Raw genomic sequence first — 25800 nt, 5'->3', positions numbered from 1 at the left:
GAGAATTAAAGTGTAATTATTTTTGGCCATATTCTAAGTGAGTGGTTAATCTGAGTAAATCAGGTTTAAACCTGGCTCTGACGCAATATTAGTCTTATTTAATCTTTTCATTATGCCAATGCATTAATATATAGTCGCCATCGTTACTCTTACCGGAGGCAATTGCTACCCAGTTTTGTTTGCGATAAAATGCCAGAGCTTGCTGGTTTTTTGTCAGGCACTTTAATGAGCCATGAGAAGTAAATAGCTGTTGTGCTGCCAGTAATAAGGCCTTACCTACCCCAAGATGCTGCGCTTTAGGATCAACAAACAGATTATGCAGGAAACTCTCCTCCATAAATATGGAGGCAAAACCAAGGTGGTCATCGCCATCAATCGCCACCAGAATGGTTTCACCCAGAGTGGAGCGGTCAAAATCCTCCAGACGAAAGCGCTCCCCATCCAGCCAGCTAAACGCGGCCTGACGTGATGCCAAATACAAAGTGCGCAGAAATGGTCGGTCACTCTCTTGATACTGACGAATCTGGATGCTCATTCTTCGGTTATATCTCCAGGACTGCTGGGTTGATCATTGGTTTAGCTAAAACATCATTGATCTTCTATCACCTGACCGCGATAATAACAATTCTGACTCGGGGTGCCTGCTACAAATCGTGGTATGGCTGAGATATTACCCGTATTACCTGATCTGGATTATGCCAGCGTAGGGAAGTGTATTAATGAAGCGTATCAATGCGTTAACTATTGCCGGAACTGACCCAAGCGGTGGTGCCGGTATCCAGGCTGATCTGAAAACCTTTTCTGCATTACAGGCCTACGGCACCAGTATTATCACCGCTTTAGTGGCACAAAACACCTGTGGTGTGCAGTCGGTCTATCCCATCGAACCCGCTTTTGTTGCCGCTCAATTAGATTCTGTTCTCAGTGATGTGCGTATCGACAGCGCCAAAATCGGCATGCTGGCAAATGCGGAAATTGTCGATATTGTCGCCACACAATTGCGCCGTTATCCCATCCCATTTGTGGTATTAGATACCGTGATGGTCGCTAAAAGTGGTGATCCACTGCTGGCACCGCAGGCAGTAGATGCGGTGCGCCGCATACTGCTCCCGCAGGTTGCCCTGATTACCCCGAATTTGCCGGAAGCCGCAGCACTGCTGGATTGCCAGCCCGCCCATGATGAGCAAGAGATGCGCCAGCAGGGGCGGGCACTGTTGGCTTTAGGCTGTCAGGGGGTATTGATGAAAGGAGGGCATTTGGGGGGGGAAGAAAGCCCGGATTGGCTGTTTACCGCTCAGGGCGAGCAGCGTTTTGTCACGCGCCGGGTTAATACCCGACATACCCACGGCACGGGTTGCACCTTGTCGGCAGCACTGGCAGCATTGCGGCCTCGATACGCCAATTGGCCAGATACCGTCAGTGCAGCTAAAGACTATCTGCAAGGGGCGTTGGAGCAGGCCGATACCCTTGAAGTGGGGCAGGGGATCGGGCCGGTGCATCATTTCCACCGATGGTGGTAATGCCCTTCGCCCTTGAAGCCGCAGGGGTGTTAACTACGACTCCAATGGCTTTGGGCACCCGTCGTCTTGAAGCCGCAGGTTTTTATTCATATCGTTTGTTATGCCAGTAGATAGCGCCGAGTCATGGTAAACATCGCGATGGCCCGCTGCAAATGATGGGCATCAAAACGGTTAAGCAGGTAACTTTCAGCCCCTTTGCGTGGGCGAATGCACAGTAACAACTTCGGCTCGCCGGCCTCATCTTTTATAAGATCAAACTGATAGCTGCCGATCTCTTTTTCATTTTCTCGCCAGGAAATTTGTATCGCGGGCAAGGGGTTATCTGCCGTAGGTTGCCTGACGGCAAAAAAGTAATCTCCTGCCCAGAAACCGGCATAATTGCCATCAGCTTGCAAATGTTTGGTATGGAAAATGGGGGCAGCAGCGAGCTGGTTAATGGCATCCAAAGTGATTTCTCGATGCGCTTGCCGCCACAGCGGAACATCATTTTCTATTTGCCAGCAAGCCGCGCCCAGATAATCATTCAGTTCGCGCCAATCTTCATCCAGTTGCTGGCGTAATTCCTCTTCGAGAATATTACGATATTGCTGCATACCACTGGGTTGGTCGCCTAAAGTTTCGTAAGTTATTAGCTCCATGGTGCGAGGCTTGCGGCGAAAACTCATCCATAACACCATTTTAGGAATACGAAATTCAATTGACTGAACACTCAGCCGATAGCGATCCCCTTTATTCAATACAAAGCCGTTGGCGGTACCGCGCTTGTTTTGATAATTCCGTATCACCACCACGCTATTTAGCCCCATCCAGCCAGTGACGTAATGCTCACTATCAGAGTTGGCAACATCCAGATCGATGACCATTTGAACGATTTTATCGCTCTCTAGCTTGTCTAGCGGATGGGCATCCCCAGCGGAGTAATACAGCTTCTCAGGGGCTTCGGGTAATTCAAGGGTCAACATGGCATAGCCTTTTTCCGAATTATTTAGAGTATGGTTATCAACTCATCATATGGTTTATAGCTTACCTCAAGCTGTCATACAGATTGTGCTATAACGAGAATTAGGATGAAAATTCGTGCTATGGATCAACTTTTTCTACAGTTGGGGGTCATAGACAGGCAAACTCATATCACGCCCGCCAATTTGTTGTATAGAGGCGAGTTCAATACCCAGTGAGTGTCCCCGTCAAACTTCAATCTATTTAGAGTATAGATTCATCAGATAATAAGGATTTTCGATAATGAAAGGTCATAAAACCCGCCATTGTCTTATTGCCGCGACAATACTCAGTGCCAGTTCCTGGGCTTTTGCGCAACCTGCGACGAATGTTGCGTCGGCACCTGCAAGTTCAGCGCCTGTTCAGCCCGCACCAGCGAAACCCCTGCCTACCACCGCAGATTTACTGCAACAGCCAGTGTATAAAAATAGCTGGCAAAAAATGGTGAAAAGCCAAAAAAACTTGCCTGCTTGGGCGCGTAAAGGTGTCGGGACATCCGCGCCATATGAGGTGATAAATTGGGAAGGGCAGCAGTATAAAGTGGGGCGAATTTGTAAACCCCATGATTGCAGCAATAATTTTATGTGGGTTGCCTTTAGGCGGGATGAAAAACAAGTTTGGCAGGCATGGGGGATGCGGGTTTCGGTTGACGACAAGCCAGAGGCGCTAGATGCCCCGAGTAAGTTCGCCACTTATCAATGGTTGGGCCGCCCGAGCGAGAGTATTCAAGCTATGTTGAAAAAGCAGTTAGAGCAAGACCCTAACTGGCACTGAAGGTTGATTGTTTTCAAGTTACAGGAAGGCGGCAAATGAGGGCACCCCGATGAGCTTACACCAGTAAGTGATTCGGGTAAGCGAGAGCAGCCAACACACCTGCAACTTGAAAGATGACAACAAAAATATAGCCCCAATAGATTTCAAGTTACAGGAAGGCGGCAAACGAGGGCACCCCGATGAGCTTACACCAGTAAGTGATTCGGGTAAGCGAGAGCAGCCAACACACCTGTAACTTGAAAGATGACGGGGATATCAGCCAACGCCGGCTTGATGTAAATCGTGCAAGTTGATAGCGCCAACCAGTTTGCCATCAAGATCAACCACTGGTGCCGCACTGATATGATGCTGATGCAGTGCTTCTAATGCTTCACCGGCGCGCCATTGTTCTGGCAATCGGAAACCTGGGCGGGTCATCGCGCGCCCGAGCGGTTGTTGCAAGGTGCCTCCTTTGACCAACCAGCGGCGCAAATCACCATCAGTGAAAACACCCACAACCTTTTGGTTAGGATCACATACCGCCACCAGCCCTAATCCGGTGCGACTCAGTTCCAACATAGCTTCCATCACGCTGTCAGATTCATTTACCACCGGTAAGCGGTCACCGGTTCTCATTAGATGATGAACCCGATTGAGTAACCGCGCGCCCAAACTCCCACCGGGATGTGAACGCGCAAAATCTTCTGCATTAAAACCGCGATGGCGCATGAGGGCCATTGCCAATGCATCTCCCATCATCAGGGTATTTACTGCGCTGGAGGTGGGGGCCAGCCCCATCGGGCATGCTTCATGCTCAACACTGATATCCAGTACACAGGCTGCACCTTGCGCCAGTGGCGACTCTAAACCGCCAGTGATAGCAATTACCGGAATATGGCTGTCTGCCAGCAACGGCAGGATCAAATCCAGTTCTTTAGCGCGTCCTGAATAAGAGATAAAAATCAATACATCTTGCGGGCCGATCATCCCTAAATCGCCGTGCAATGCTTCGGCTGGGTGAACGAAAAAGGATGGGGTGCCGGTACTGGCCAGTGAGGCGGCAATTTTTTTACCAATATGGCCGGATTTGCCAATGCCAGAAACCACCGCTTTACCGGTGCAGGCCAACAACAATTCGCAAGCGTGGACAAAATTATTATCTAACCGCGATAACAAACGCTGGGCTTCTTTCAGCTCAATTTCCAGTGTTTCACGGGCATAGGCAAGCAGTGGATTAGTCATCTTTATCAACCAGAATGATGTTAATGCCCATTTTCTGTAGTTCCTGCAAATACTCGGCGCTAATACCTTTATCGGTAATCAGGATATCAACGGCACTCAGCGCACAAACCACATTGGGGCTTTTACGGCCAAATTTGGAAGAGTCGACCAGCAGAATGATACGACTGGCGGCGTGACACATAGCGGTACTGACATGATAAACTTCGTTAAACGTGGTGACACCGGCATTAAGATCAACACCATCTGCACCGATAAACAGTTTATCGAAACTGAACTTGTCAAAGGCAGACTCCGCCAGACTGCCATGGAAAGAGGCTGAACCTTTACGGTATGTGCCGCCCGGCATCAAGATAGTCTGATCGTTATCCAGCTCGACCAATTCATTGACGATATGCAAGCTGTTGGTCATCACCGTAATATTGTTGAATTTGGCCAGGTGCGGCACCATTTGCAGCACAGTGCTGCCGGCATCAAAAACCAGACTATCGCCGTCATTAATCAGCTTACTGGCCGCTTTGGCTATTTGCTTTTTCTTCTCAGTATTAATATGTGTTTTACGGTCGATGGGTTGCTCAACATCGTCGCGATTTAACACCACCCCGCCGTAGGTGCGAATAACCGCACCTTCATTTTCAAGACTGGTTAAATCTTTGCGGATTGTCGTGCCAGTGGTCGAAAAATGGGCGGCAAGTTGATCAACAGCCGTTTTACCGTGCTGCTGGAGATATTCCAGGATAGCGACTTGTCGCTGCTTTGGTTTCATAACGATTCCTGCTCAAGTATTTCCATTGCCTCTTTTTCAGGCATAACTTTCACATGAAAAAGAATAACTTTCATTGTGAAAATATCATGATTTCGGTTTAATCGCTAATGATAGTGCAGTTTGACATGCTGTATCCGTAGGGAAGATCACATCCGGGATTAAATCCTGCTGATGTAACCCATGGAGGTGCGCTAATGTGCGTGGGCGGGCAAAAACACTGATTCCTCGCATGATCATGCTGTCACTGACACGCATGTTTTCATCAAAAGCCAGCGCCATCACGACTCTGGGTTTAAAACGCCCGCCAGAACGTCCAACACCGACCGATTTACCGTGTTGGCAAAGCCGATCAAAAGCACGGTTAAAACGATTGATTTGCCACCATCCAAGCAAGATTTGCAGAACCCAGGCGATGATGACAATGCTGATTAGTGCGGATGTAGGAGACATAATTTACCTTTTTGTCTTGGTACTGCAGCAGTGTTAGCTACCTTTGGCAAATTGGCACCCGAACCACTGGTGCGAGACAGCGATTCGGGCTTGATACCAACAACTTTAAAACATCACTTGCCCGCCGGTGATATTAATGGATTGGCCGGTACAATAGGCGGCTTTATCACTGGCGTAGAACAACAGGGTATTGAGTACATCTTGATAATCGCAACCACGTTTTAGTGGCACTTTATCGGTATAATATTTTTCAACTTCTTCCGGTTTGATACCCAACTTGGCGGCATACTGCGGTAAAAGTGACTGGAACATCGGCGATTTCAACAGATTTCCTAACATCAGCGAATGAACGGTGATGCCGTAATCTGCCAAATCCAGTGCCAGCGATTGTGTCAAACCCACACCACCAAATTTCGCTGCACTGTAACCGGAGTTGTGTTTGCTACCCACTTTACCTGATTTGGAATTGATTTGGATGATGCGACCAGCAATACCATCACGAATCATTAGGCGGGAGAACTCACGCGCACATAAGAAGTAACCGACCAGGTTCACTTGCAGTGAGCGGTCAAAATCATCCAAAGGGAAATCAGTGATAGGTGCGGCCTTGGCGATACCGGCGCTGTAAACCAGTAAATTGGTTTGATGGAAGCGCTGATCGACTGCTTTTGCCAGCATTTGTACGCTGCTTTCATTGGTGGCATCAACCTGAAAACCTTGTGCGCTATCTGCACCATATTCAGCATTAATCTGATCAGCAACTAATTGTGCGTTAGTGGAATTCAAGTCAGCAACGGCCACTTTATAACCTGCTTCGGCCAGACCATGGCACAAAAATGCCCCCAGAGTTTGCCCACCACCAATCACTACTGCTACTTGTTGTGACATATACACCTCCAAAAAATAAATTAACGAATAAATTTCAATGCACTGCCGACCGGTACATCAGTCGGTGTCGGGCCAATGACATGAATGGAGCCAGGAAATTCAGGCTGCTCATCACCGTTAAAACGGATGGTGATATGGCCCAGCTCACGCAAATTTTGCGTCGCCACTTCACCCACGGCGGTGATGACATAGCGCGTCTCGGCCAATTCCATAATGTTGCCTGCCTGTAATTCCCCATCGGTAGCGCTGTGCTGGTGGATAAAGCAGAACTCTTCAATATCTTTCGGTGCCCCTTCGCGGAAGGTGATGAGCATGTCATCTAACAGCGCCTCGCGGGCGCTGTCTCCGATATTGATAATGGTTGTCTGATAAATAGTATTCATACGTACATCCTTAACCGTTGAATGTATTACAGAAATTCTAATGCTTCTGTCTTACTGATAATGTCTTACTGATAAATAAAGGCGGATGCTGCCCAGGCAATCAATACGGTCGGCGCACCGGTCAGGAAGCGGCCAACCAACACTGATGGCACCCCGACACGGACGGTATCTTGCTTCGCTTCAGCCAGTGATAGGCCAACCGGGATGAAGTCACATGCCGCTTGAGCATTAATCGCAAATAAAGCTGGCAGGGCTAATTGTGGTGGGATATTCCCCAAACCAATTTGAACCCCAACCAATACACCGATAACTTGTGCAATAACGGCCCCTGGGCCTAAGAACGGAGACAGCAGCGGGAAGGAGCAGATCAGCGCCAAGAGCACTAATCCAATTGGGCTGCTGGCCAGTGGTGTCAAGCCGTGGGCAATAAAGTCACCCAAACCGGATGCCATGATGATGCCGATTAATGCCGAGACGAAGGCCATAAACGGCAGGATGGTTTTCAGTACCGTATCAATGGTGTCGCGGCCTGACTGGAAGAACACCGCAACCACAGAGCCCATGCCCATACCTACTTTTGCCAACAAACCGTCACTTTGCTCAGTGATTTTCTTGGTGGTATCGTAATCACGGCCACCTTTGGCGGCAGTTGCTGCCGCTTGCGGAGCAGCTTCTACTGTGGATTCTGTTTGTGCAGCTACGGCTGCTGCGCCATCGGTTTTGCTGATTTTATTGATGTTTTTTTCACGTACACCGGAAACATAGATATCTTCCAGTATGTATTTCGCCATCGGCCCTGATTGACCTGTTGAATGGATGTTGACGGTTGGTATACGGCGTTTCGGATACAGGCCGCAACGCAAGGTGCCACCGCAATCAATAATAGCGACCGCGATTTCCTCAGCAGGCGGTTCGCCTTCTTTGAAGCCATCTACCGCTTCCCAGCCTGTCAGTTCGCTAATGCGGTCAATAATGGCTGGGCGAGTGCCCGCGGTGATATAAACAATTTTTTTACCGGGGACGATTGGCAACTCTAATGGGCCACCCCAACCGCCTTCGCCTTTTTCAATCCGGATAAACTCACTCATGATCTGCTCCACACAGTATGTATTTGAATTACATATTAAAGTTGTACGTTACGATCCAGGCGAATGCCCATTTTGCGTTCGAAAATGGATGTCGTCAGGTCAGTAACCCAGCCGCGGAAGAAGTTGGTAACCATCCCGACCAGGAAGTAGCTCACCGCCAGCGGGCCTAATGGCAGGCCCAGAGTGGTTAAGCCACTGGCTATACCGAGGTACACGAACAACTCGCCCGGGTTAATGTGTGGGAACAAACCATTCATTGAGTGACAGCTATAGGATGCGGCTGCGTAATAACTTGGCTTGTATTTTTCTGGCATAAAACGCCCAAGACTTAATGTCATTGGGTTACAGAATACAAAGGTACCAATCACTGGCAGTAACAGATAACGCGACACGGGGTTACCCGCGCAACGTTGTGCCAATCGTTCAATTCTGTCCTGACCGACAAACTTGATCAGTGCATTCATGATGACTAACAAACTAATTAATAAAGGTAAAATCCCGGTGACCATTCCAACAAAAACTTCTCCCCCTTTTTGGAAGAGTCCGATAAACCACTCGGCTCCATGGGTTATAAGTTCAATCATGCTTCTTCTCCTGTAATCGAGGTTATGGCTGTTTTTATAATCTTTTGTTATCAAAAGAAATTTAGTGTTCCGCGTGCTAAAGCGGTTGCAAAACACTGAGGTATCAGAATGAACTTCAGCATCTTGTTTGTCGCCATGTGCACTACCATAATCATTTTTTAGATCTATTTATTGCATATAGATCACACTTTGAAAGATAAACCTTTCAAAGTGAATATTAAAAATAAAAGAAAATTGGATTGAAATGAAAGGTTTTGTTGTGGGAAATGCAGCTACTTTAACGAGTTTTGGGATGATACAGAGGAGATGGCAAAGCTGGAATGGCAATAAAATCGAGGATATTCATGGGCTAATCATTAATAGCCCATGTTCAGCTCTTTAGCCTAATAACTCGCAATTGGGAGGTAAGCGGCACTGGATAGCATTAGGAATAACCTCAATACGAAAGTTTTTTCCTGACAGCGGTTCGCCATCCAAATTAAAAGTGATGTCATGGGGAGCGGTGATTTCGAGCCAAGGCAAAGTGGTCTCAACCACGTTTTTGTTTTTCTCACCACGAAAGACACTGCTTAGCAGGGCGGGAAGCAATTCTTCAGCGATCAACAAACGTAATTGCAGCAGACCATCATTAATCAGCGCATCGGGGCAGAGAGGCTGCCCGCCACCGGCTTGCCTGCCATTACCAATCCCTATAACTAAGGCATCGCCAGACCATTCAAAGTCAGGGCCACGAATTTCACAACTGTCAGCTTTAATCGTATCCATGCGCATTAAGCCATGAATAAAGTAAGACGCGCCCCCCAACACGGCTTTGAGTTTCTCGGGGGTCTCGGTGGTAATGCGAGTGCCAAAGCCACCTGTCGCCATATTGATGAAATAGTGTTTGTCATTCACTTGTGCTAAATCGATGGCTACCTCTCGCCCTTTAACTGCTAACTGTAATGCGTTGTCTATTTGCAGAGGAATACTGCAACTGGTGGCAAAATCATTGGCCGTGCCCAGTGGCAGAATACCCAAACTGGGGCGATTGGACTCCGGTAATGCCATTAGCGCACTGGCTACCTCATTGATAGTGCCATCGCCTCCACCGGCAATGACCGTCTCGACCGCCAGTATCGCCGCCTCATCGACATAGCGTTTTGCATCGCCTTGTTCCCAGGTCACGCGAACATGGAGAGTCACACCTTCATCACGCAAGTTTTTGACTGCACAGCGAACATCTTGATTACCCGCTTCTTTGCCATTTAGGATAAGAAGAGCGTGCGGCATTGAGGTCATAACTTGCTCCAGTGAGTTTCTGCAATAAGAGTAACAGTAACCCATACCTGTTTAATTTATCTATCAGATTATTCAATAAATAACGCAGAATATCAGTAATAGTTATTCTTAATAAAATAGTTTTTATTTTTACTGAAATATTTATTTAGCGAAGATAATTTTTATTTAGGGTGGGTTATTCGCGATAAAGGGCTATTCTTATTATTGCCTAACGCTTTAACAAGAATCATTAATAATAGAAAATTGTTAAAATTACTTATAATCAATGGGTTAGTTAATAAAAAAGAAAAGGCCAGCCCAAGGGAGATTGGGCTAGCCAAGGAGGTGGTTCCTAGTCTTGCTTTAAAACTTTTTTAGTTCTTGATTGTACTCGAGCTATCCTACCCCAGTGTTATTATAATTGATGTGATCCATTTCTAATATTTGCTAAAAATGCCATCCTGACGATGGCATTATTTTTTTATTGCTTCTCGTTACGCTTTTTCATGGGGATTGCGGCTATTTGTCCCGTTCAGATTGCGTATCAGTAAGCCATATTCCACATTAATGTCCTCTGGAATTGGCAAATACATGATATGCCCGTTACCTGGTGCGACATCTGCCGGTTGGCCCTTTTTATCCTGCATGCTCTCAAGTGTAAACTGGATATTCCCGTTGGGGGTCATCAGCTCAACACTGTCGCCGACTGAGAATTTGTTTTTGACGATCACTTCCGCCAGTCCATCACGACGTATACCGGTAAATTCGCCGACAAATTGCTGACGTTCTGAAACCGAATAACCGTATTCGTAAGTTTGCTGCTCTTCATGCACATGGCGGCGCAGGAAGCCCTCGGTGTAACCGCGGTGGGCCAAGCCCTCCAGTGTGGTGAGCAGAGTCGGATCGAAAGGCTTACCAGCAACGGCATCATCAATCGCACGGCGATACACCTGCGCGGTACGGGCGCAGTAATAAAATGACTTGGTTCGGCCCTCAATTTTCAGCGAATGCACCCCCATTTTGGTCAGGCGCTCGACATGCTGAATGGCGCGCAGGTCTTTGGAATTCATGATGTAAGTGCCATGCTCATCTTCCGATGCCGTCATATATTCACCTGGGCGCTGGGCTTCTTCTATCATAAACACTTTATCGGTAGGGGCACCGATACCCAATGTCGGTTCGACATTCTTAACGGTAATTGGCTGATGAATATGCACGATATTGCCAATATCATCTTCTTTACCTTCCTGGACGTTATATTCCCAGCGGCAGGCATTGGTGCAGGTTCCTTGATTCGGGTCGCGCTTGTTGATATAGCCGGAGAGCAGACAGCGGCCAGAATAGGCCATGCACAGTGCGCCGTGGACAAAAATTTCCAGTTCCATGTCCGGTACTTGCGCGCGGATTTCAGCGATTTCTTCCAGTGATAATTCACGAGAAAGGATCACGCGCGTCAGCCCCATCTGCTGCCAGAATTTAACGGTCGCCCAATTCACGGCATTCGCTTGCACCGACAGGTGGATATCCATCTGTGGGAAAGCCTCACGTACCATCATGATCAAACCGGGATCAGACATAATCAGGGCATCAGGCCCCATCTCAATCACCGGTTTTAAATCACGCAGGAAGGTTTTCAGCTTGGAGTTGTGGGGCGCAATATTCACCACCACATAGAAACGCTTGCCCAAAGCATGGGCTTCCTGAATACCTAACGCCAGGTTTTCATGATTGAATTCATTATTACGCACCCGCAGGCTATAGCGCGGCTGTCCGGCATAAACGGCATCTGCGCCATAAGCAAAGGCATAACGCATGTTTTTAAGGGTACCGGCCGGGGATAACAATTCTGGTGTAAAAGGCGTATTTGATGAAGATGTTGGTGACGATACTTTTGTTAAAGACATATAACGGCTCTCAGTCTGAGTTCAAGTCAGAACCACGCCCAAGGGGGTGGCTAAAAGCCGAGGATTGTAACCTTGGCAACCATGAAAATCAGCCATCGCACAATTTTTGTAAGGTTTAAATGATCTGGATCAATCTGAGGCGTGAAAAGCGCGGTCAATGGCCCCGCGCGAATACATTTTTAGCAGGATAAATAGGTAAAAAGCGCTATCGAATCAATAAAATTACAGCGTTAGATCTTTAATAATGGTGGTCGGGCCGTTTTTCATCACTGAGGCAATACCATTTTTAGCGGCAGCTTCGGAACTGTAGGACTCACTAACACCAATAATCTGATGGTTTTTCGCTTTCAACACAAAATAAGGCTCATTTTTGGTGTTGTGTCTCAGCTCATATTGGCTTTCCAGTGGGGAGTTACTTTGTACCGATGATATGCCATTTTCAGCGGAGGCTTTACTGGCATACATCTCACTGGTGAGAATGATTTCGCCATTACTGGCTTTCAGATTGAAATAGTACTGCCCATTCTTTGCTTTCTTAATCTCAAAGTGACCCATGGCCATGATGTTTCTCCTGTTGGTGGTGGTACCTCCAATGAGTGTAGTCAATCACGGAGTCACCACCAACCTAAGATGATGAGATTAAAGTAAACGACAGATCTCTGCTTCCCAGCGATAGCCCATTCCATAAACCGCGCGAATAAATGGCTTCTCTCCATCAAGTGCTTCCAGCTTACGGCGCAGGTTTTTGATATGGCTATCGATAGTGCGGTCAGTTACCACGCGGTAATCGTCATACAGATTATTCAGCAGTTGTTCGCGACTAAAAACGTGGCCGGGTTGGGTTGCCAGGATTTTCAGCAAACGAAATTCTGCCGGGGTCAGCTCCAGCAGATGGCCCTGATAGCTTGCCTGGAAGCGGGATTCATCAATCAGCAGCGGCGCACTCTCACTGGGTTGTTCCCGCTGTTGTTGGCAGCGACGCAGAATAGTTTTAACCCGAGCCACCACTTCCCGTGGGCTGTATGGTTTGCAAATATAATCGTCAGCACCAATTTCTAATCCCAATAATCGGTCAATTTCTTCTGTCTTCGCGGTGACCATCATGATTGGCACGTCGGAAAAACGGCGAATTTCACGGCAAATACTGATGCCATCACTGCCGGGCAACATCAGATCCAGCAAAATAATAGCCGGAGGAGACTGGCGAACTGCGGCGACCACTTCGGCTCCATTGGTGAGCCACTGGGTGCTGTAACCCGCAGCTTGCAGGTAATCGACCAATAACTGGCCGAGCTTGGGTTCATCTTCAACAATCAATACGGTGCCAGGCTGGCTGGCAGACTGAAGCGGTTCGTGCATCACATGAATTACCCTATTGAATGGAATAGGGGGAATACTACCGTAATCCGCAGGCCACCCATAGGCGAATGTTCGGCGCTGATTTTCCCTCCATGCGCCTCGACAATATTGTGACAGATCGCCAACCCTAGCCCCGAACCGCCACTGGCACGGTTACGTGAACTTTCAGTGCGATAAAAACGCTCAAAAATACGTTGTAACTGTTCGTCGCTCAGGCCGGGTTTACTGTCCTGCCAGCGCAGCGTTAAGGTCTCTTCTTCTTGTTGTGCGCTAATGTCTAACTGGCCGCCTTCGTTGGTGTAGCGCAGGCTATTTTCCAGCAAATTATGAAACAGTTGGTTTAGCCGATCGGGATCACCGAACATCACCGCTTGTTCCGGTAGGTGGGTGGTGATGGTGATGTTTTTGCTTTCAAAGCGGCCACGGAAGCTGGCAATGGCAATTTGCAGCAGACGAGCCGCATCGAGCTGTGTTTTACGATAAGCCAATGCGCCACGGTCAGAAAGTGATAACTGGTGTAAGTCGTTAACCAATTTGGTCAGTATCCCGACTTCGGCTTGCAGTGAAATTAACGATTCTGGTGTCGGTGCCCGCACACCATCTTGCAGCGCCTCCAGTTCACCGCGCAGTACCGCCAGCGGAGTGCGCAACTCATGCGAGACATCTGCCATAAAGTCGCGCCGCATCTGCTCGTTTTTCTCCAGTGAGCTGGCAAGCTGATTAAAATCTTGCGCCAAACGGCCCAACTCATCACGGCTACTGACGGCCACGCGAGCACTGAAATCGCCCGCCGCCAGCCGATGAGTTCCCTCTACCAGACGTTTGACCGGGGCAAGCATGCCGCGCGATAAAATCCAGGTGGCGGCGGCGGCCAGCAGGGTCGACAGGCCAACAATAATCCAACTGGTGCGGCGTTGTTGCCTGTCAAAGTTAATATCAGCATTACGGGTCAGTTTTTCCGGCGGGGTCGACATCACCCAGCCCACCACCTGATTATTTACGGTTATCGGTTGGCGGCTGGCTTCTTTGGGCACCCGGTCGGTACGGCCTGCCAGCAGATTATTATGACTATCGACCACCCAAAACTGAGCGCGCCAGCCATGTGGCGGCAGGTTGCGGCTGTTATCACCACTTTGCTCAAAAGACTTCATTATCTGATAGATAATTTGGTCATTGTTGCGCAGAAAATCCCAGTTACCGTAGCGCTGATATTGCACTTCAAGCGCATCCCCCAGCATGGCGATCCTTTGTTCATTACTTTGCTTGATATAATCGATGAAACCGCGCTCAAAGCTGGCTCTAACCCCCCAATGCATCGTAATGAGCACCAGCATGCAAGTGGCAAAAATCGCCATAAACAGTTTTCCGGTAATGCCGATTCTCATGATATTTCCACCTGTTTTATCGGTTGGCCGCTTTCGCGGATGCGCGAGGCAGATTACGGTTAGTGCCGGTATCCGGTGGCACACGGTTAAATATCAGGGCGGGCAGCGCAATAATAATAGCCATACAGATATAGCTGTATAAGAACGCGCTGTGGGTCGCCGGGGTATTCGTCACCACCTGATTATGAGCAAATACGCCGAGCAATATCCCGGCGGTACTGACCCCCAGACTCATGGATAACTGCATCACCATCGACAATAAACTATTGCCGCTGCTGGCCAGGCGATCGGGGAGATCTTTCAGCGCTAATGTATTCATTGTGGAGAAGCGCAGGGCGTTGAGCATTCCCTGTAAAAATAACACGACCGGCAATAGTAATGTCCATCCCATCAAAGCTACCAATGGGAAGCAGAGACTGACCACCGCCAGCAACAATGTGGCACTGACCAACACCCGCCGGTAACCGAAACGGTTGACCACGCGCACGATAATCCGTTTCATGCCCATACTGCCGATAATCATCGGGATCATCATCAAACCGGCATGGAAGGGGGTAAATCCCAGCCCGATTTGCAGGAAAACCGGCGTCATAAATGGCAACATGCCACTGCCGATACGGGCGCTCATGCTGCCTATCAGGCCAAGAGAGTAAGATTTATTGTTGAATAACCGCAGTGTGAACAGTGCCGAACTGTTACCTTTGGCATGCCACCAGTAACCGGCCAGTGCTAATATTCCGCACAATACCAGACCGACAATCGCCAGCGGCGGCAGACCCAATCCTTTGTGTCCGTCCAGCGCCAGTGTCAGGGTTGCCATACCGATAGCCAACATAATAAAACCACTGATATCAAAGCGTCGGGTGCGGGTGGTGTAATTGGGCATCAACCATAAAGTGGCTAATGCACCGACCACTCCGACGGGTAAATTGATTAAAAATATCCAGTGCCAACTGGCATATTCCACCAAAAAACCGCCCAGCGCAGGCCCGACCAATGGCCCAATCTGACCGGGCAATGTGACGAATGCCATTGCTGACATATATTGCTCGCGCGGGACGATTTTCATCACCGTCAGGCGGCCAACCGGCACCATCATGGCACCGCCAACCCCCTGAATGACGCGGGAAGAAATCAGCTCATTCAGGGTTTCAGCTTGCGCGCACAGTAATGAGCCGAGGGTAAATAAAATAATGGCGGAGAAAAATACCCATTTAACGCCCACTCTATCCGCCAACCAGCCACTGGCGGGTAACATCACCGCCACCGTCAGCACATAGGAGACGATCACCGACTGCATGCGCAGCGGATTCTCGCCCAAGCTGGCCGCCATTGAGGGCAGGGCAGTGTTGACGATGGTGGTGTCCAGCGTTTGCATGAAGAAGCCGAAGGCCACTATCCACAGTTGCCAACGTATACCCGTCATCTTTCAACCCGCAGATGCGTTGGCTGCGCTCGCTTACCCGAATCACTTACTGGTGTAAGCTCATCGGGATTAATGAGCCTCAAAGAGGCTCACCCTGCGGGCTAGCATAAATGCTGTTCAAATCGGTTTTCAACCGATTAGTCACTCGCTTGCCGCCTTCCTGCAACTTGAAATCTATAGGGTATAGATAGGCTGTCATCTTTCAACCTGCTGCTGTGTTGGCTGCAATTTAAAAGCTATTGGGCATTTCATAATAAATTATTCCAGTCTCATTAACGGTTTTTTGCTAAAGCGGCTGCGCAGCCGGTCAAAATAGAGGTAAACCACCGGCGTGGTATACAGAGTGAGCAATTGGCTCATCGCCAGCCCGCCGACAATGGTAATCCCCAGCGGTTGGCGCAGTTCGGCACCATCGCCGCTACTTAACACCAGGGGTAGCGCGCCGAATAAGGCAGCCAAGGTGGTCATCAAAATCGGCCTAAAGCGCAATAGGCTGGCCTGGAAAATGGCATCGCGGGCGCTAAGGTTGCCATTGCGTTGGGCATCAAGGGCAAAATCGACCATCATGATGGCGTTCTTTTTTACGATACCAATCAATAGCATGATGCCAATCAGGGCGATAAGACTAAAGGGCGCATCGAACAGCTCCAGCGCCAGTAATGCCCCGACTCCCGCAGAGGGCAGTGTTGAAAGAATGGTCAGCGGGTGGACATAACTTTCATACAAAATCCCCAGCACGATATACACCGTGGCGATCGCCGCCATAATCAGCCAGAGCTGGGATTTCAAGGTGTCCTGGAACACTTGCGCCGTACCGGCAAACATACCGCGCACTGTGCTTGGTACACCCAGTTCCGTCATCGCCCGCTCAATGGCGACTGTCGCTTCAGACAAGCTGCCACCATCGGGCAAGTTAAATGAGATAGTTGAGGCAGCCGATAAGCCCTGGTGATTAACCGACAACGGCGCATTGGCGGGCCGCCATTTAGCGAAATAGGACAGCGGGATAGACTGGCCTGCGCTGTTAATCACAAACATCTTATCCAGCGAACTCACATCCTGCGTGTATTGAGGGGCGACTTCCATCACCACTTTGTATTGGTTCAATGGCTGATAAATGGTGGAAATTTGCCGCTGACCAAAGGCGTTATTGAGCAACGCATTGGCATCTGACACATCGATACCCAGCCGCGCCATAGTTTCGCGGTCATACGTCAGGGCCACTTCCGAGCCTTTATCCTGCTGATCGGAGTTAACATCCGCCAGCTCTGGTAACTTGCTCAAAGCAGCCCGCACTTTCGGTTCCCATTCACGCAGAGCCGCTAAATCGTCGGCCAATAACGTAAATTGATAACTGGCGTTAGATTGTCGGCCGCCAACACGGATATCTTGTACCGGAGAGAGGAACAGGCTGGCTCCCGGCTCTTTTGCCAATTTTCCACGTAACCGGGTAATCACTTGTTGCGCCGTTTCATTGCGTTCACTTAGTGGTTTCAATGAGATAAACATCGAGCCACTGTTGGTGCGCGAACCGCCGGTAAAACCAGTGACATTATCGACCGCCGGGTCAGCACTGACAATTTTCATAAAATCTTTCAGCTTTTGCTGCATCGCCTGAAACGAAATACTCTGATCGGCTTGAATAAAGCCCATCATGCGGCCGGTATCCTGCTCGGGAAAAAAGGTTTTGGGAATGCTGATATAGAGCCAAACATTCAGAGCAATAGTGGAAAGCAGCACAACCATTACCCAGCGTGTATGGCCCAGCACCCAATTGAGCGAGCGACCATAACCTTGCTGAATAGCCATCAGCACTTTACCTAAGCCACGAATACGTTGTTGTTTCCCTGCCGGCTGTGCACGTAATAAATGGGCGCACATCATCGGCGTCAGGGTCAACGAAATAACTAACGAGATACCAATTGCCACTGACAATGTGACGGCAAACTCACGGAATAATCGCCCCGGTAACCCTTCCATCAACAGCAGCGGAATAAACACCGCCACCAGAGAAATACTCATCGACAGCACGGTAAAACCGACTTCGCGCACCCCGCGCAAGGCGGCAGCCATCGGTTTCACGCCCGCCTCCAGATGGCGGGAAATATTCTCCAGCACCACGATAGCATCATCAACCACAAAACCGGTGGCGATGGTCAGCGCCATCAGCGACAGGTTATTGAGGCTAAAACCGCACAAATACATGGCAGTAAAGGTGCCGATCAACGAAACCGGCACGGCGACAGCGGGGATCAAGGTGGCACGGCCTGATCGCAGGAACAGAAACACCACCAAAATCACCAATGCCACGGCGATCACCAGTGAACGCTCCACTTCATCCAGTGAGGCGCGGATAGTCGGCGAGCGATCCTGAGCAATATTCAACTCAATCGAGGCGGGGATCGAGGCGCGCAGGGCAGGGAGCTCGGCGCGAATTCTATCGACAGTGGCAATAATATTTGCGCCCGGCTCACGGCTGATCACCAACAGCACGGCCGGCTTGCCATCAGACATCCCGGCATTGCGCACATCCTGCACAGAATCGACGATATTAGCGACATCTTGTAGCCGCACCGGAGAGCCATTGTTGTAGTGAATGATAAGCGGGCGATAACCCTCGGCCGTTTTGATCTCATCATTGGCCTGCACCTGCCAGTGTTGTTCACTGCTGTCGATTGAACCTTGCGGGCGGCGCACGTTAGCGGCACTGATCGCCTGACGCACCGCGTCCAGCGACACGCCCTGATTGAACAGCGCACTTGGATTAAGTTCTACCCGCACCGCTGGCAGGGAACTGCCACCGACGGAGACATCACTGACCCCCTCGGTCTGGGCAATTTTCTGCGCCAGTTGGGTTGAGGCAAAGTCATATAATTGCCCCTGACTGAAAGTATCCGAGGTCAGGGTCATTATCATGATTGGCGCATCCGACGGGTTCATCTTGCGATAGGTCGGGCGATTGGGCATCCCTGATGGGAGCAAACTCTGAGCGGCGTTGAGTGCGGCCTGCACATCACGAGCTGCGCCATTAATATCGCGGCTGAGATCAAATTGCAGAATAATCCGCGTGCTACCCAATGAACTGGTTGAGGTCATTTCATTGACCCCGGCAATTCTTCCCAGTGCGCGCTCCAGTGGTGTGGCAATGGATGACGCCATGGTTTCCGGATCCGCGCCGGGCATGGAGGCGCTGACCATAATCACTGGGTAATCGACTTGCGGTAGCGGTGAAACCGGCAATAAGCTAAAGCCGATCACTCCACTGAGTGTTATCGCCAGTGTCAACAGCGTGGTGGCCACTGGGCGCTGAATAAACAGAGCAAAGAATTTCACGGCTGTTCCCGTCCATTCGGCAAGGCTGGTGTATCAATATCCTGATGATTATGGGTATTGCGTGCCAGTTTATCGAACAACAGATAAATAACCGGTGTGGTAAACAGAGTCAACACCTGACTAACAATCAGCCCACCGACCATACAGACCCCGAGCGGCTGGCGCAGTTCGGCACCGGCTCCGGTACTGAGCATCAGCGGCAATGCGCCAAACAGTGCGGCCAGGGTGGTCATCAGAATTGGGCGGAAACGCAATAAGCAGGCCTGATAAATTGCGTCATATGGGGTCATACCCTGATCGCGCTCGGCGGCCAGCGCAAAGTCGATCATCATGATGGCGTTTTTCTTCACGATCCCAATAAGCAGAATGATCCCGATAATGGCGATCACATCCAGCTCGTGGCCGGTCAATATCAGAGCCAATAACGCGCCGACACCGGCGGTCGGTAGGGTAGATAAGATAGTGACCGGGTGAATAAAGCTTTCGTACAACACGCCGAGCACAATATACATCGCCACAATGGCGGCAATAATTAGCCATAGTGTGCTGCCGAGTGCGGCCTGAAACGCCAGTGTCGAGCCTTGGAAACGCGTCGTGATATCGGCCGGCAGTTGAATGGCCTGCTCCGCTTGTGTCACGGCTTCCACCGCCTCGCCCAGAGAATAGCCCGGTGCCAAATTGAATGAGATGGTGGCTGACGGGAACTGATTCAAATGGTTGATAGAAAGCGGCCCGAAGCGCTCTTCGATGGTGGCAATACTGCTCAATGGCACACCTTTGCCGTCACTGCCGGTCAGGCGGATATCATTGAAGGCCGCCAGCCCCGGCGTAGCTTTGACGTCATGTTCCAACACCACCCGATACTGGTTGGCTTGGGTATAAATGGTGGAAATTAGCCGCTGACCAAATGCGTTATACAACGCGCTGTCGATGGCTGCCATAGTGATCCCCAGACGGCTGGCGCTGTCTCGATCCACATTCACAAATGCCACTAGCCCCTGATCCTGCCAGTCGCTGGTCACATCCTGGAATGGCGCTTGTTGTTGCAATTCACTGACCAGTTTCGGTACCCAGGTACTCAGTTCCTCCAATGAGGTGGCTTGCAGGGTGAACTGATACTGGGTGCGGCTCAGTTGGGTATCGATAGTCAAATCTTGCACTGGCTGCAAATAGAGCTTAATACCCGGAACGCCGGATACACTCTGTTGCAAGCGGGTAATGATTTCTGGGATACGATCTTTTCTGCTTTCCAATGGTTTAAGGTTAATCTGCAACCGGCCATTGTTCAGTGTGGCGTTGGTGCCATCCACCCCGACAAATGAGGTCAGGCTTTCGACGTCCGGATCTTTCAGGATGATGGCGGCCACTTGCTGCTGGCGCTCCGCCATATTACTGAATGAAACCGATTGTGGCGCTTCCAGCGTACCTTGAATCAATCCGTTGTCCTGTAATGGGAAAAATCCTTTCGGCATCATCAGGTAAAGCAAGACTGTCAGCACTAAGGTGCTCAGCGCGACACCCAAAGTAATCCATTGGTGCTTAAGGACTTTTTTCAGTGCTACCGCATAATGGGCAATCACCCAGTCAAAGAATTTCTCACTGGCGCGTGACAGGCGGTTTTGCTTGCGCAGTGACTCATAACTGAGCATGCGTGCGCACATCATTGGCGTCAGTGTCAGGGACACCACGGCTGAAATCAGGATTGCCACTGCCAATGTCACCGCAAACTCACGGAACAGGCGGCCGACGATATCACCCATAAACAGCAGTGGAATCAATACGGCAATCAATGAGAACGTCAGTGAAATAATGGTAAAGCCAATCTCACCAGCCCCTTTCAGCGCGGCATCCAGCGGTTTTTCGCCTTTTTCGATATAGCGCGAGATATTTTCAATCACCACAATGGCGTCATCGACCACAAAGCCGGTGGCAATAGTCAGCGCCATTAATGTCAGGTTGTTGATTGAGAAACCGAGGAAATACATCGCGGCGAACGTCCCGATTAATGACAACGGCACGGCAATACTGGGGATAATGGTGGCCGCCGCATTACGCAGGAACAGGTAAATCACCATCACCACCAACACAATGGCCAGCAGTAACTCGAACTGCACATCATTGACCGAGGCGCGGATAGTGGTGGTGCGGTCGGTCAGTATTTTGACATCAACCGATTTAGGCAGACTTTTGATCAGCTCCGGCAGCATTTCGCGAATACTGTCGGCGGTAGCGATCACATTGACCCCCGGCTGGCGCTGGATATTCAGCACAATGGCCTGCTGGTTATTGGCCCAGGCCGCCAGTTTGTTATTTTCTGCGCCCTGCTCGATGGTGGCGACATCTTGCAAGCGAACTGGCGCGCCGTTTTGGTAAGCAACAATCAGGTCGCGGTAATCCTCAGCCGACTTCATCTGGTCGTTGGCGGATAAGGTTACCGAACGGGTTGGCCCATCCAGGCTACCTTTGGCCGAGTTGACGTTGGCATTGCTGATGGCGGTACGAATGGTTTCACTGTCCAGCCCCAAAGCAGCTACCGCCGGGGCATTCAATTTGACCCGCACGGCAGGGCGCTGCCCACCTGAAATGGTGACCAGACCGACGCCGGTGACTTGCGAGATCTTTTGCGCAATGCGGGTTTCCACCATGTCTTCCACTTGTGTCATCGGGATGGCGGTGGAGGTGACGGCCAGCGTCAGAATCGGTGGATCCGCCGGATTCACCTTACTGTAAATCGGTGGGTAGGGCAGATCATTTGGCAGCAAGTTAGTGGCGGAGTTAATCGCCGCCTGCACTTCCTGCTCGGCCACATCCAGCGGCAAAGTGAGCTGGAATTGCAAGGTGATAACCGACGCGCCACCGGAGCTTTGTGACGCCATCTGTTTCAAGCCAGACATCTGACCAAACTGGCGCTCAAGTGGTGCGGTAATAGAGGAGGTCACCACATCCGGACTTGCACCGGGATAGAGTGTGACCACCTGAATGGTTGGGTAATCCACTTCCGGCAGGGCGGAAACCGGCAAGGCGCGGTAGCCGATAATCCCCGCCAGCAAAATGGCGACCATAAATAAGGTGGTGGCGACAGGGCGCAGGATAAACAGCCGTGATGGCCCGCCGCCCGGCGTTGGAGGCATCACTTGCATCAGGATTTCTCCGCCGCAGTGGTGGTACTGCCCGCCGCTGCGTCCGTCGCGGGTTTTCCGCCCCGACGGTGTGTGCCTTTCTCAGCCGTAGCCGGCTTTTCTGCTGCATCGGTTGGCGTGGTATCCGCTGAGCGCGGCGTCACCACTTCAACTTGTAAACCTTCTGTCAGGCGATCAATGCCGTCAGTGACTACGCGCTGACCGGCATCCAACCCGGCGCTGATAACCACTTGTTTGCTATCCTGAATCCCAGTGGTAACCAAGTGCTTACTGACTTTGTTCTCGTCATTTAACGTCCAGACGAAGCTGCCTTCGTTGCCCATCTGTACCGCAGCGGTTGGAACTACCACGGCGTTTTGCAGTAAATCCACTTTGATACGCGCGTTGACAAATTGATTCGGGAACAGCACGTCATCTTCATTGGCAAAGCGGGCTTTTAGCTTAATGGTGCCGGTGGTGGTATCAATCTGGTTATCAATACTGAGCAGATGGCCTTGGGCCAGCATCTGCTTGTTGGTGCGGTCCCAGGCTTCAACCGGAACGGTAGTATTGTTTTTTGCCGCATTTTTCTGCGCTTGCATAATGGCAGGGATATCACTTTCTGGCAGGGTAAAGACCACATCAACTGGATGTGTTTGAGTGATAACCACAATCGGAGTGGCGCTGCCGCTGGTAATGTAGTTGCCGACATCCACTTGTTTTAGCCCGACTTTACCGGAAATAGGCGCGGTAATACGGCTATAAGTCAATTGCAATTTGGCGCTATCGATAGCCCCTTGGTCAGCTTTTACACTGCCTTCGCTTTGGCGAACCAGCGAGGCTTGGGTATCCAGATCCTGTTGTGAAATCAGGCCAGTTTTCGCCAATTTCTGGTAGCGGGCTAAATCGCGACGCGCGTTATCCAGTGTGGCTTGATCTTTCGCCAGCTGCCCCTGAGCTTGAGTCAGTTGGACTTCGTATGGGCGCGGGTCAATTTCGACCAGTAAGTCGCCAGCATTGACCTGTTGGCCTTCGGTAAAGTGGATAGCCATGAGCTGACCGTCAACCCGACTGGTGACCGTCACGGTGTTGGCGGCAATCACTGTGCCTAAGCCGGTGAGATAGCGTGGCACCGCTTGTTCGGTCGCTGTGGCGGCTTGTACTGGAGACATCGGCATATTACGCCGCCCCCCAGCGCGGGCGGAGCTGCTGCCACTCGCGGCTTGTTGTGCGCCGGGCGCACTGCTCTGCGGGGCTGCACTGAAATGACGCCAGACAAACACAGTAACAATAATCGCCACCACTACCCCCAATAACATCAGTAACCGGGAAGTGCGTTTGGATTGAGCTTTCATAATGGTGGAGAATCCCTTTTATTGATCTGTTTATGTGCACGCAGGTGCAAAAATGAGAATTTTGATATGTTACTAGTTTAGTGGGTATTGAGTGGGTAAAAATGGAGGAAATATGAAAGTATTGTCAGGGTTTGGGGAGTGGAGTTTACAATTTTGACATTTAAAATTGTTTTAGTTGATTGATTAAGTGAGCCGGTTCGGTTGTTAGAGCACCGAGCTAACTTAGCCTCTAATGAACCAACCGCCAAAGGGTGCGGGCGCGCACCCTTGTGGAATCCCGCGCTTGCGCACGTATCGCTTGCCCTCCTGCTCGGTGAGGCCGCAGAGGTAAGGTGATAACAGAACGACTATCAACCGAGACCTGTTCCTATGCCCCATATTGCTACTCATAAGTCATGATAAAGGTGGCACTGGCATTGGCGCTGCCGGGAGTGACTTTAGTGTCGGTTTGATAGTAGCGCGCGGTAATGCCAATGGTTTGCTCTGAATCTTTGTTATTGTCAGCCGAGGTACCCATTTCTTTGGTCGCCGTTAATATTATTGGCTGATTATCATTTGCTGTTAGCAACTGTACCCCAATGCCGCTGGCCATGCCGGGGGCCTGACTGAGTTTAATCACCCCCAGCGCACCGGCATCGTCGCCATTAACGCTAAGGAAATATTTGGTTTTCGGGTTGCAGGATAAAATAATCGGCTGGGTTATTTCCCGCCCGGTGCTACCGATGCCCTTAAAGCTATTTTGCTGATGTTTGCCTAAATCAAAATCAAGGTTGAGCGTCTTTAGCATACAACCATTTTTGTTTATCACCCTTGTGGCTGCGCCGAGTATACCGGGCAGATCTTTGGCTGTGGCCGGGCCATCCTCTTCCAGATAATACTTGATATTGCCTTGAGGAATGTTAATGGTGCCAAATTCTTGCTGGAGATCAGTTTTAAAAAACAGCCTGAGGATAACAAAATGCACTACTTGATCTTTGAGTTTAATATTACAGGCTATTTTGGTTCTATCCTCTATTGCACATGCCGGGTTGCCAGTAATCGCAAATTTAAGACCCACGCCAGCCAGATTAGTATTAAATGCTTCAGGATAAGTGGTATTACTGGCGGCGGCTGGGTCCAGTTCAAAAATTAATTTCCCCATTTTTTCTTGCTGCGGGGTAAAGGTACAATTCATGCGAGAACCTCGGGAATAGAGATGTTTCTCAGTGCCCAGTGGATCTGAATTATATATGGTGACCGGCTCTAGTCTTATTTCACCAGGGTTAAATACATCACATTGAACATCGGCATAACTGGTAGCAGGTATAAACCCATATAGGCCCGCTAATAATAAAATTAGCGGGGCAGCAACAGAATATTTGCGGATATTAATCCGGTTAAGTATTAAATTAATCATCATCTTCTATTCTGCTCAGTGGTGTATGCGCAGCGGCTAATTTATCGCTCAGATTAGCGTTATCCACAATAATAGCCGTTGCCACCGGGGAAATACCGCCGAAGTCACTGATGGCCTGCCAGCTTACTGAACCAGAATGGGCGGTGGGTAGCGGCAATGTGAGTGTACTTTTGGCCGCAATCTTGGTGACGTTTTTAATCTCATTGCCACCGATCTTCAGGTTATGAAAAGAGATGTGATACGGGCTGGGGTTAGTGATCTGTAATTGATTGCCGTGGCGGGAAAAGGTCAGCGTTTTATAGGCATTAGCCAGAGTATTAGGCAGTTCAACTGCGTGGTAGAATTGGCTAATCCGCTGTTTAATGGTCAGCAATAGTAGATTGTCTGTGCTGCTTAATAGACTCGCCTGGGTGGAATGCACCGCGCCGCTTAAGCAGGCTATCAATAATAGCGGTTTAAACCACCACATAAAAAATTCTCTTGGGATAATGTTGATTATTGCCCGCTAATCTAACAGTTATATTTTTAAACGGAATATTCAGATCGTGGAATTAAGCTGCGGTCAGAGAAAGTATAAATTGGATAAAATAGCCGTG

General features: G+C 49.8%; 22 protein-coding genes and 1 riboswitch. Of the genes, 2 read left to right on the top strand and 20 right to left on the bottom strand.

Annotated elements, in window-relative coordinates; all coding sequences use genetic code 11:
* Positions 1–94: 94 nt before the first annotated feature.
* The gene (locus tag HU019_RS11495) at positions 95–535 is read right to left on the bottom strand and encodes a GNAT family N-acetyltransferase (RefSeq protein WP_174849078.1); all 441 of its coding nucleotides are present in this window, start codon (positions 533–535) and stop codon (positions 95–97) included.
* A gap of 88 nt (positions 536–623) precedes the next feature.
* Positions 624–727, top strand: a riboswitch (TPP riboswitch).
* Between HU019_RS11495 and thiD the strand changes: the two genes are divergently transcribed.
* On the top strand, positions 720–1520 hold the full coding sequence (thiD, locus tag HU019_RS11490) for a bifunctional hydroxymethylpyrimidine kinase/phosphomethylpyrimidine kinase (RefSeq protein WP_174849077.1): 801 nt from the start codon (positions 720–722) through the stop codon (positions 1518–1520). It overlaps the preceding riboswitch by 8 nt.
* Positions 1521–1618: 98 nt before the next feature.
* Here thiD and HU019_RS11485 read toward each other — a convergent pair whose 3' ends face one another.
* Positions 1619–2482, bottom strand: coding sequence for a hypothetical protein (locus tag HU019_RS11485; RefSeq protein WP_174849076.1), 864 nt, complete (start codon positions 2480–2482; stop codon positions 1619–1621).
* Between the two features lie 280 nt (positions 2483–2762).
* Between HU019_RS11485 and HU019_RS11480 the strand changes: the two genes are divergently transcribed.
* On the top strand, positions 2763–3293 hold the full coding sequence (locus tag HU019_RS11480) for an inhibitor of vertebrate lysozyme family protein (RefSeq protein ID WP_174849075.1): 531 nt from the start codon (positions 2763–2765) through the stop codon (positions 3291–3293).
* A gap of 255 nt (positions 3294–3548) precedes the next feature.
* Here the strand turns inward: HU019_RS11480 and gutQ are convergent, their stop codons facing one another.
* The 18 genes from gutQ to HU019_RS11390 form a co-directional block, all read right to left on the bottom strand.
* Positions 3549–4514: an arabinose-5-phosphate isomerase GutQ gene (gutQ, locus tag HU019_RS11475; protein ID WP_174849074.1), complete on the bottom strand. Its 966-nt coding sequence runs from the start codon at positions 4512–4514 to the stop codon at positions 3549–3551.
* Complete coding sequence (gene srlR, locus HU019_RS11470; RefSeq protein WP_174849073.1) at positions 4507–5277, bottom strand: glucitol operon DNA-binding transcriptional repressor SrlR; 771 nt, start codon at positions 5275–5277, stop codon at positions 4507–4509. The genes gutQ and srlR overlap by 8 nt, the downstream gene beginning before the upstream one ends.
* A gap of 84 nt (positions 5278–5361) precedes the next feature.
* Positions 5362–5727, bottom strand: coding sequence for a transcriptional regulator GutM (gene gutM / locus HU019_RS11465; protein ID WP_005172508.1), 366 nt, complete (start codon positions 5725–5727; stop codon positions 5362–5364).
* Between the two features lie 105 nt (positions 5728–5832).
* Positions 5833–6615 (bottom strand): sorbitol-6-phosphate dehydrogenase, encoded by a 783-nt coding sequence (gene srlD, locus HU019_RS11460; protein ID WP_050076354.1) that lies wholly within the window; start codon positions 6613–6615, stop codon positions 5833–5835.
* 20 nt (positions 6616–6635) lie between these two features.
* Positions 6636–6998: a PTS glucitol/sorbitol transporter subunit IIA gene (srlB, locus tag HU019_RS11455; protein WP_174849072.1), complete on the bottom strand. Its 363-nt coding sequence runs from the start codon at positions 6996–6998 to the stop codon at positions 6636–6638.
* A gap of 65 nt (positions 6999–7063) precedes the next feature.
* A complete protein-coding gene (gene srlE, locus HU019_RS11450) occupies positions 7064–8086 on the bottom strand; it encodes a PTS glucitol/sorbitol transporter subunit IIB (RefSeq protein ID WP_174849071.1) in 1023 nt (340 codons plus the stop codon).
* Between the two features lie 35 nt (positions 8087–8121).
* Positions 8122–8670, bottom strand: a complete 549-nt coding sequence (srlA, locus tag HU019_RS11445; RefSeq protein WP_174849070.1) for a PTS glucitol/sorbitol transporter subunit IIC — start codon at positions 8668–8670, stop codon at positions 8122–8124.
* A 378-nt stretch (positions 8671–9048) separates the two neighbouring features.
* Positions 9049–9939 carry a lipid kinase YegS gene (gene yegS / locus HU019_RS11440; RefSeq protein ID WP_174849089.1) on the bottom strand — a complete coding sequence of 297 codons (891 nt, stop codon included), beginning with the start codon at positions 9937–9939 and terminating at the stop codon, positions 9049–9051.
* 482 nt (positions 9940–10421) lie between these two features.
* Positions 10422–11831 carry a prephenate-dependent tRNA uridine(34) hydroxylase TrhP gene (gene trhP / locus HU019_RS11435; RefSeq protein WP_174849069.1) on the bottom strand — a complete coding sequence of 470 codons (1410 nt, stop codon included), beginning with the start codon at positions 11829–11831 and terminating at the stop codon, positions 10422–10424.
* A 222-nt stretch (positions 11832–12053) separates the two neighbouring features.
* Positions 12054–12392, bottom strand: a complete 339-nt coding sequence (locus HU019_RS11430) for a YegP family protein (RefSeq protein WP_174849068.1) — start codon at positions 12390–12392, stop codon at positions 12054–12056.
* A 78-nt stretch (positions 12393–12470) separates the two neighbouring features.
* Complete coding sequence (gene baeR, locus HU019_RS11425) at positions 12471–13190, bottom strand: envelope stress response regulator BaeR (RefSeq protein WP_174849067.1); 720 nt, start codon at positions 13188–13190, stop codon at positions 12471–12473.
* Between the two features lie 8 nt (positions 13191–13198).
* Positions 13199–14575 carry an envelope stress sensor histidine kinase BaeS gene (baeS, locus tag HU019_RS11420; protein ID WP_174849066.1) on the bottom strand — a complete coding sequence of 459 codons (1377 nt, stop codon included), beginning with the start codon at positions 14573–14575 and terminating at the stop codon, positions 13199–13201.
* A 16-nt stretch (positions 14576–14591) separates the two neighbouring features.
* Positions 14592–16001, bottom strand: a complete 1410-nt coding sequence (mdtD, locus tag HU019_RS11415) for an MFS transporter (protein WP_174849065.1) — start codon at positions 15999–16001, stop codon at positions 14592–14594.
* Positions 16002–16259: 258 nt separating this feature from the next.
* Positions 16260–19334 carry a multidrug efflux RND transporter permease subunit MdtC gene (mdtC, locus tag HU019_RS11410; RefSeq protein WP_174849064.1) on the bottom strand — a complete coding sequence of 1025 codons (3075 nt, stop codon included), beginning with the start codon at positions 19332–19334 and terminating at the stop codon, positions 16260–16262.
* Positions 19331–22474: an MdtB/MuxB family multidrug efflux RND transporter permease subunit gene (locus HU019_RS11405; protein ID WP_174849063.1), complete on the bottom strand. Its 3144-nt coding sequence runs from the start codon at positions 22472–22474 to the stop codon at positions 19331–19333. Before HU019_RS11405 ends, mdtC begins: the two co-directional genes overlap by 4 nt.
* Entirely contained in the window at positions 22474–23808 is a 1335-nt protein-coding gene (locus tag HU019_RS11400) for an MdtA/MuxA family multidrug efflux RND transporter periplasmic adaptor subunit (protein ID WP_174849062.1), read from the bottom strand. Before HU019_RS11400 ends, HU019_RS11405 begins: the two co-directional genes overlap by 1 nt.
* Before the next feature lie 382 nt (positions 23809–24190).
* Positions 24191–24982, bottom strand: a complete 792-nt coding sequence (locus HU019_RS11395; RefSeq protein ID WP_227739211.1) for a fimbrial protein — start codon at positions 24980–24982, stop codon at positions 24191–24193.
* Between the two features lie 214 nt (positions 24983–25196).
* Complete coding sequence (locus HU019_RS11390) at positions 25197–25673, bottom strand: fimbrial biogenesis chaperone (RefSeq protein ID WP_174849061.1); 477 nt, start codon at positions 25671–25673, stop codon at positions 25197–25199.
* Positions 25674–25800: the final 127 nt, after the last annotated feature.

Source organism: Yersinia artesiana, assembly GCF_902726545.1.
Classification (GTDB): Bacteria; Pseudomonadota; Gammaproteobacteria; order Enterobacterales; family Enterobacteriaceae; genus Yersinia; species Yersinia artesiana.
This window is presented reverse-complemented; position numbering and strand designations above follow the sequence as displayed.

Bases quoted from the DNA above. Each gene is read 5' to 3' on its own strand.
- baeS (WP_174849066.1), bottom strand. From the start codon at position 14,575: ATGAGAATCGGCATTACCGGAAAACTGTTTATGGCGATTTTTGCCACT.
- srlA (WP_174849070.1), bottom strand. From the start codon at position 8,670: ATGATTGAACTTATAACCCATGGAGCCGAGTGGTTTATCGGACTCTTC.
- baeR (WP_174849067.1), bottom strand. From the start codon at position 13,190: ATGCACGAACCGCTTCAGTCTGCCAGCCAGCCTGGCACCGTATTGATT.
- HU019_RS11430 (WP_174849068.1), bottom strand. From the start codon at position 12,392: ATGGCCATGGGTCACTTTGAGATTAAGAAAGCAAAGAATGGGCAGTAC.
- HU019_RS11395 (WP_227739211.1), bottom strand. From the start codon at position 24,982: ATGAATTGTACCTTTACCCCGCAGCAAGAAAAAATGGGGAAATTAATT.
- gutQ (WP_174849074.1), bottom strand. From the start codon at position 4,514: ATGACTAATCCACTGCTTGCCTATGCCCGTGAAACACTGGAAATTGAG.
- trhP (WP_174849069.1), bottom strand. From the start codon at position 11,831: ATGTCTTTAACAAAAGTATCGTCACCAACATCTTCATCAAATACGCCT.
- srlR (WP_174849073.1), bottom strand. From the start codon at position 5,277: ATGAAACCAAAGCAGCGACAAGTCGCTATCCTGGAATATCTCCAGCAG.
- HU019_RS11405 (WP_174849063.1), bottom strand. From the start codon at position 22,474: ATGCAAGTGATGCCTCCAACGCCGGGCGGCGGGCCATCACGGCTGTTT.
- thiD (WP_174849077.1), top strand. From the start codon at position 720: ATGAAGCGTATCAATGCGTTAACTATTGCCGGAACTGACCCAAGCGGT.
- srlE (WP_174849071.1), bottom strand. From the start codon at position 8,086: ATGAGTGAGTTTATCCGGATTGAAAAAGGCGAAGGCGGTTGGGGTGGC.
- HU019_RS11495 (WP_174849078.1), bottom strand. From the start codon at position 535: ATGAGCATCCAGATTCGTCAGTATCAAGAGAGTGACCGACCATTTCTG.
- yegS (WP_174849089.1), bottom strand. From the start codon at position 9,939: ATGCCGCACGCTCTTCTTATCCTAAATGGCAAAGAAGCGGGTAATCAA.
- HU019_RS11400 (WP_174849062.1), bottom strand. From the start codon at position 23,808: ATGAAAGCTCAATCCAAACGCACTTCCCGGTTACTGATGTTATTGGGG.
- srlB (WP_174849072.1), bottom strand. From the start codon at position 6,998: ATGAATACTATTTATCAGACAACCATTATCAATATCGGAGACAGCGCC.
- HU019_RS11485 (WP_174849076.1), bottom strand. From the start codon at position 2,482: ATGTTGACCCTTGAATTACCCGAAGCCCCTGAGAAGCTGTATTACTCC.
- gutM (WP_005172508.1), bottom strand. From the start codon at position 5,727: ATGTCTCCTACATCCGCACTAATCAGCATTGTCATCATCGCCTGGGTT.
- mdtD (WP_174849065.1), bottom strand. From the start codon at position 16,001: ATGACGGGTATACGTTGGCAACTGTGGATAGTGGCCTTCGGCTTCTTC.
- HU019_RS11390 (WP_174849061.1), bottom strand. From the start codon at position 25,673: ATGTGGTGGTTTAAACCGCTATTATTGATAGCCTGCTTAAGCGGCGCG.
- srlD (WP_050076354.1), bottom strand. From the start codon at position 6,615: ATGTCACAACAAGTAGCAGTAGTGATTGGTGGTGGGCAAACTCTGGGG.
- HU019_RS11480 (WP_174849075.1), top strand. From the start codon at position 2,763: ATGAAAGGTCATAAAACCCGCCATTGTCTTATTGCCGCGACAATACTC.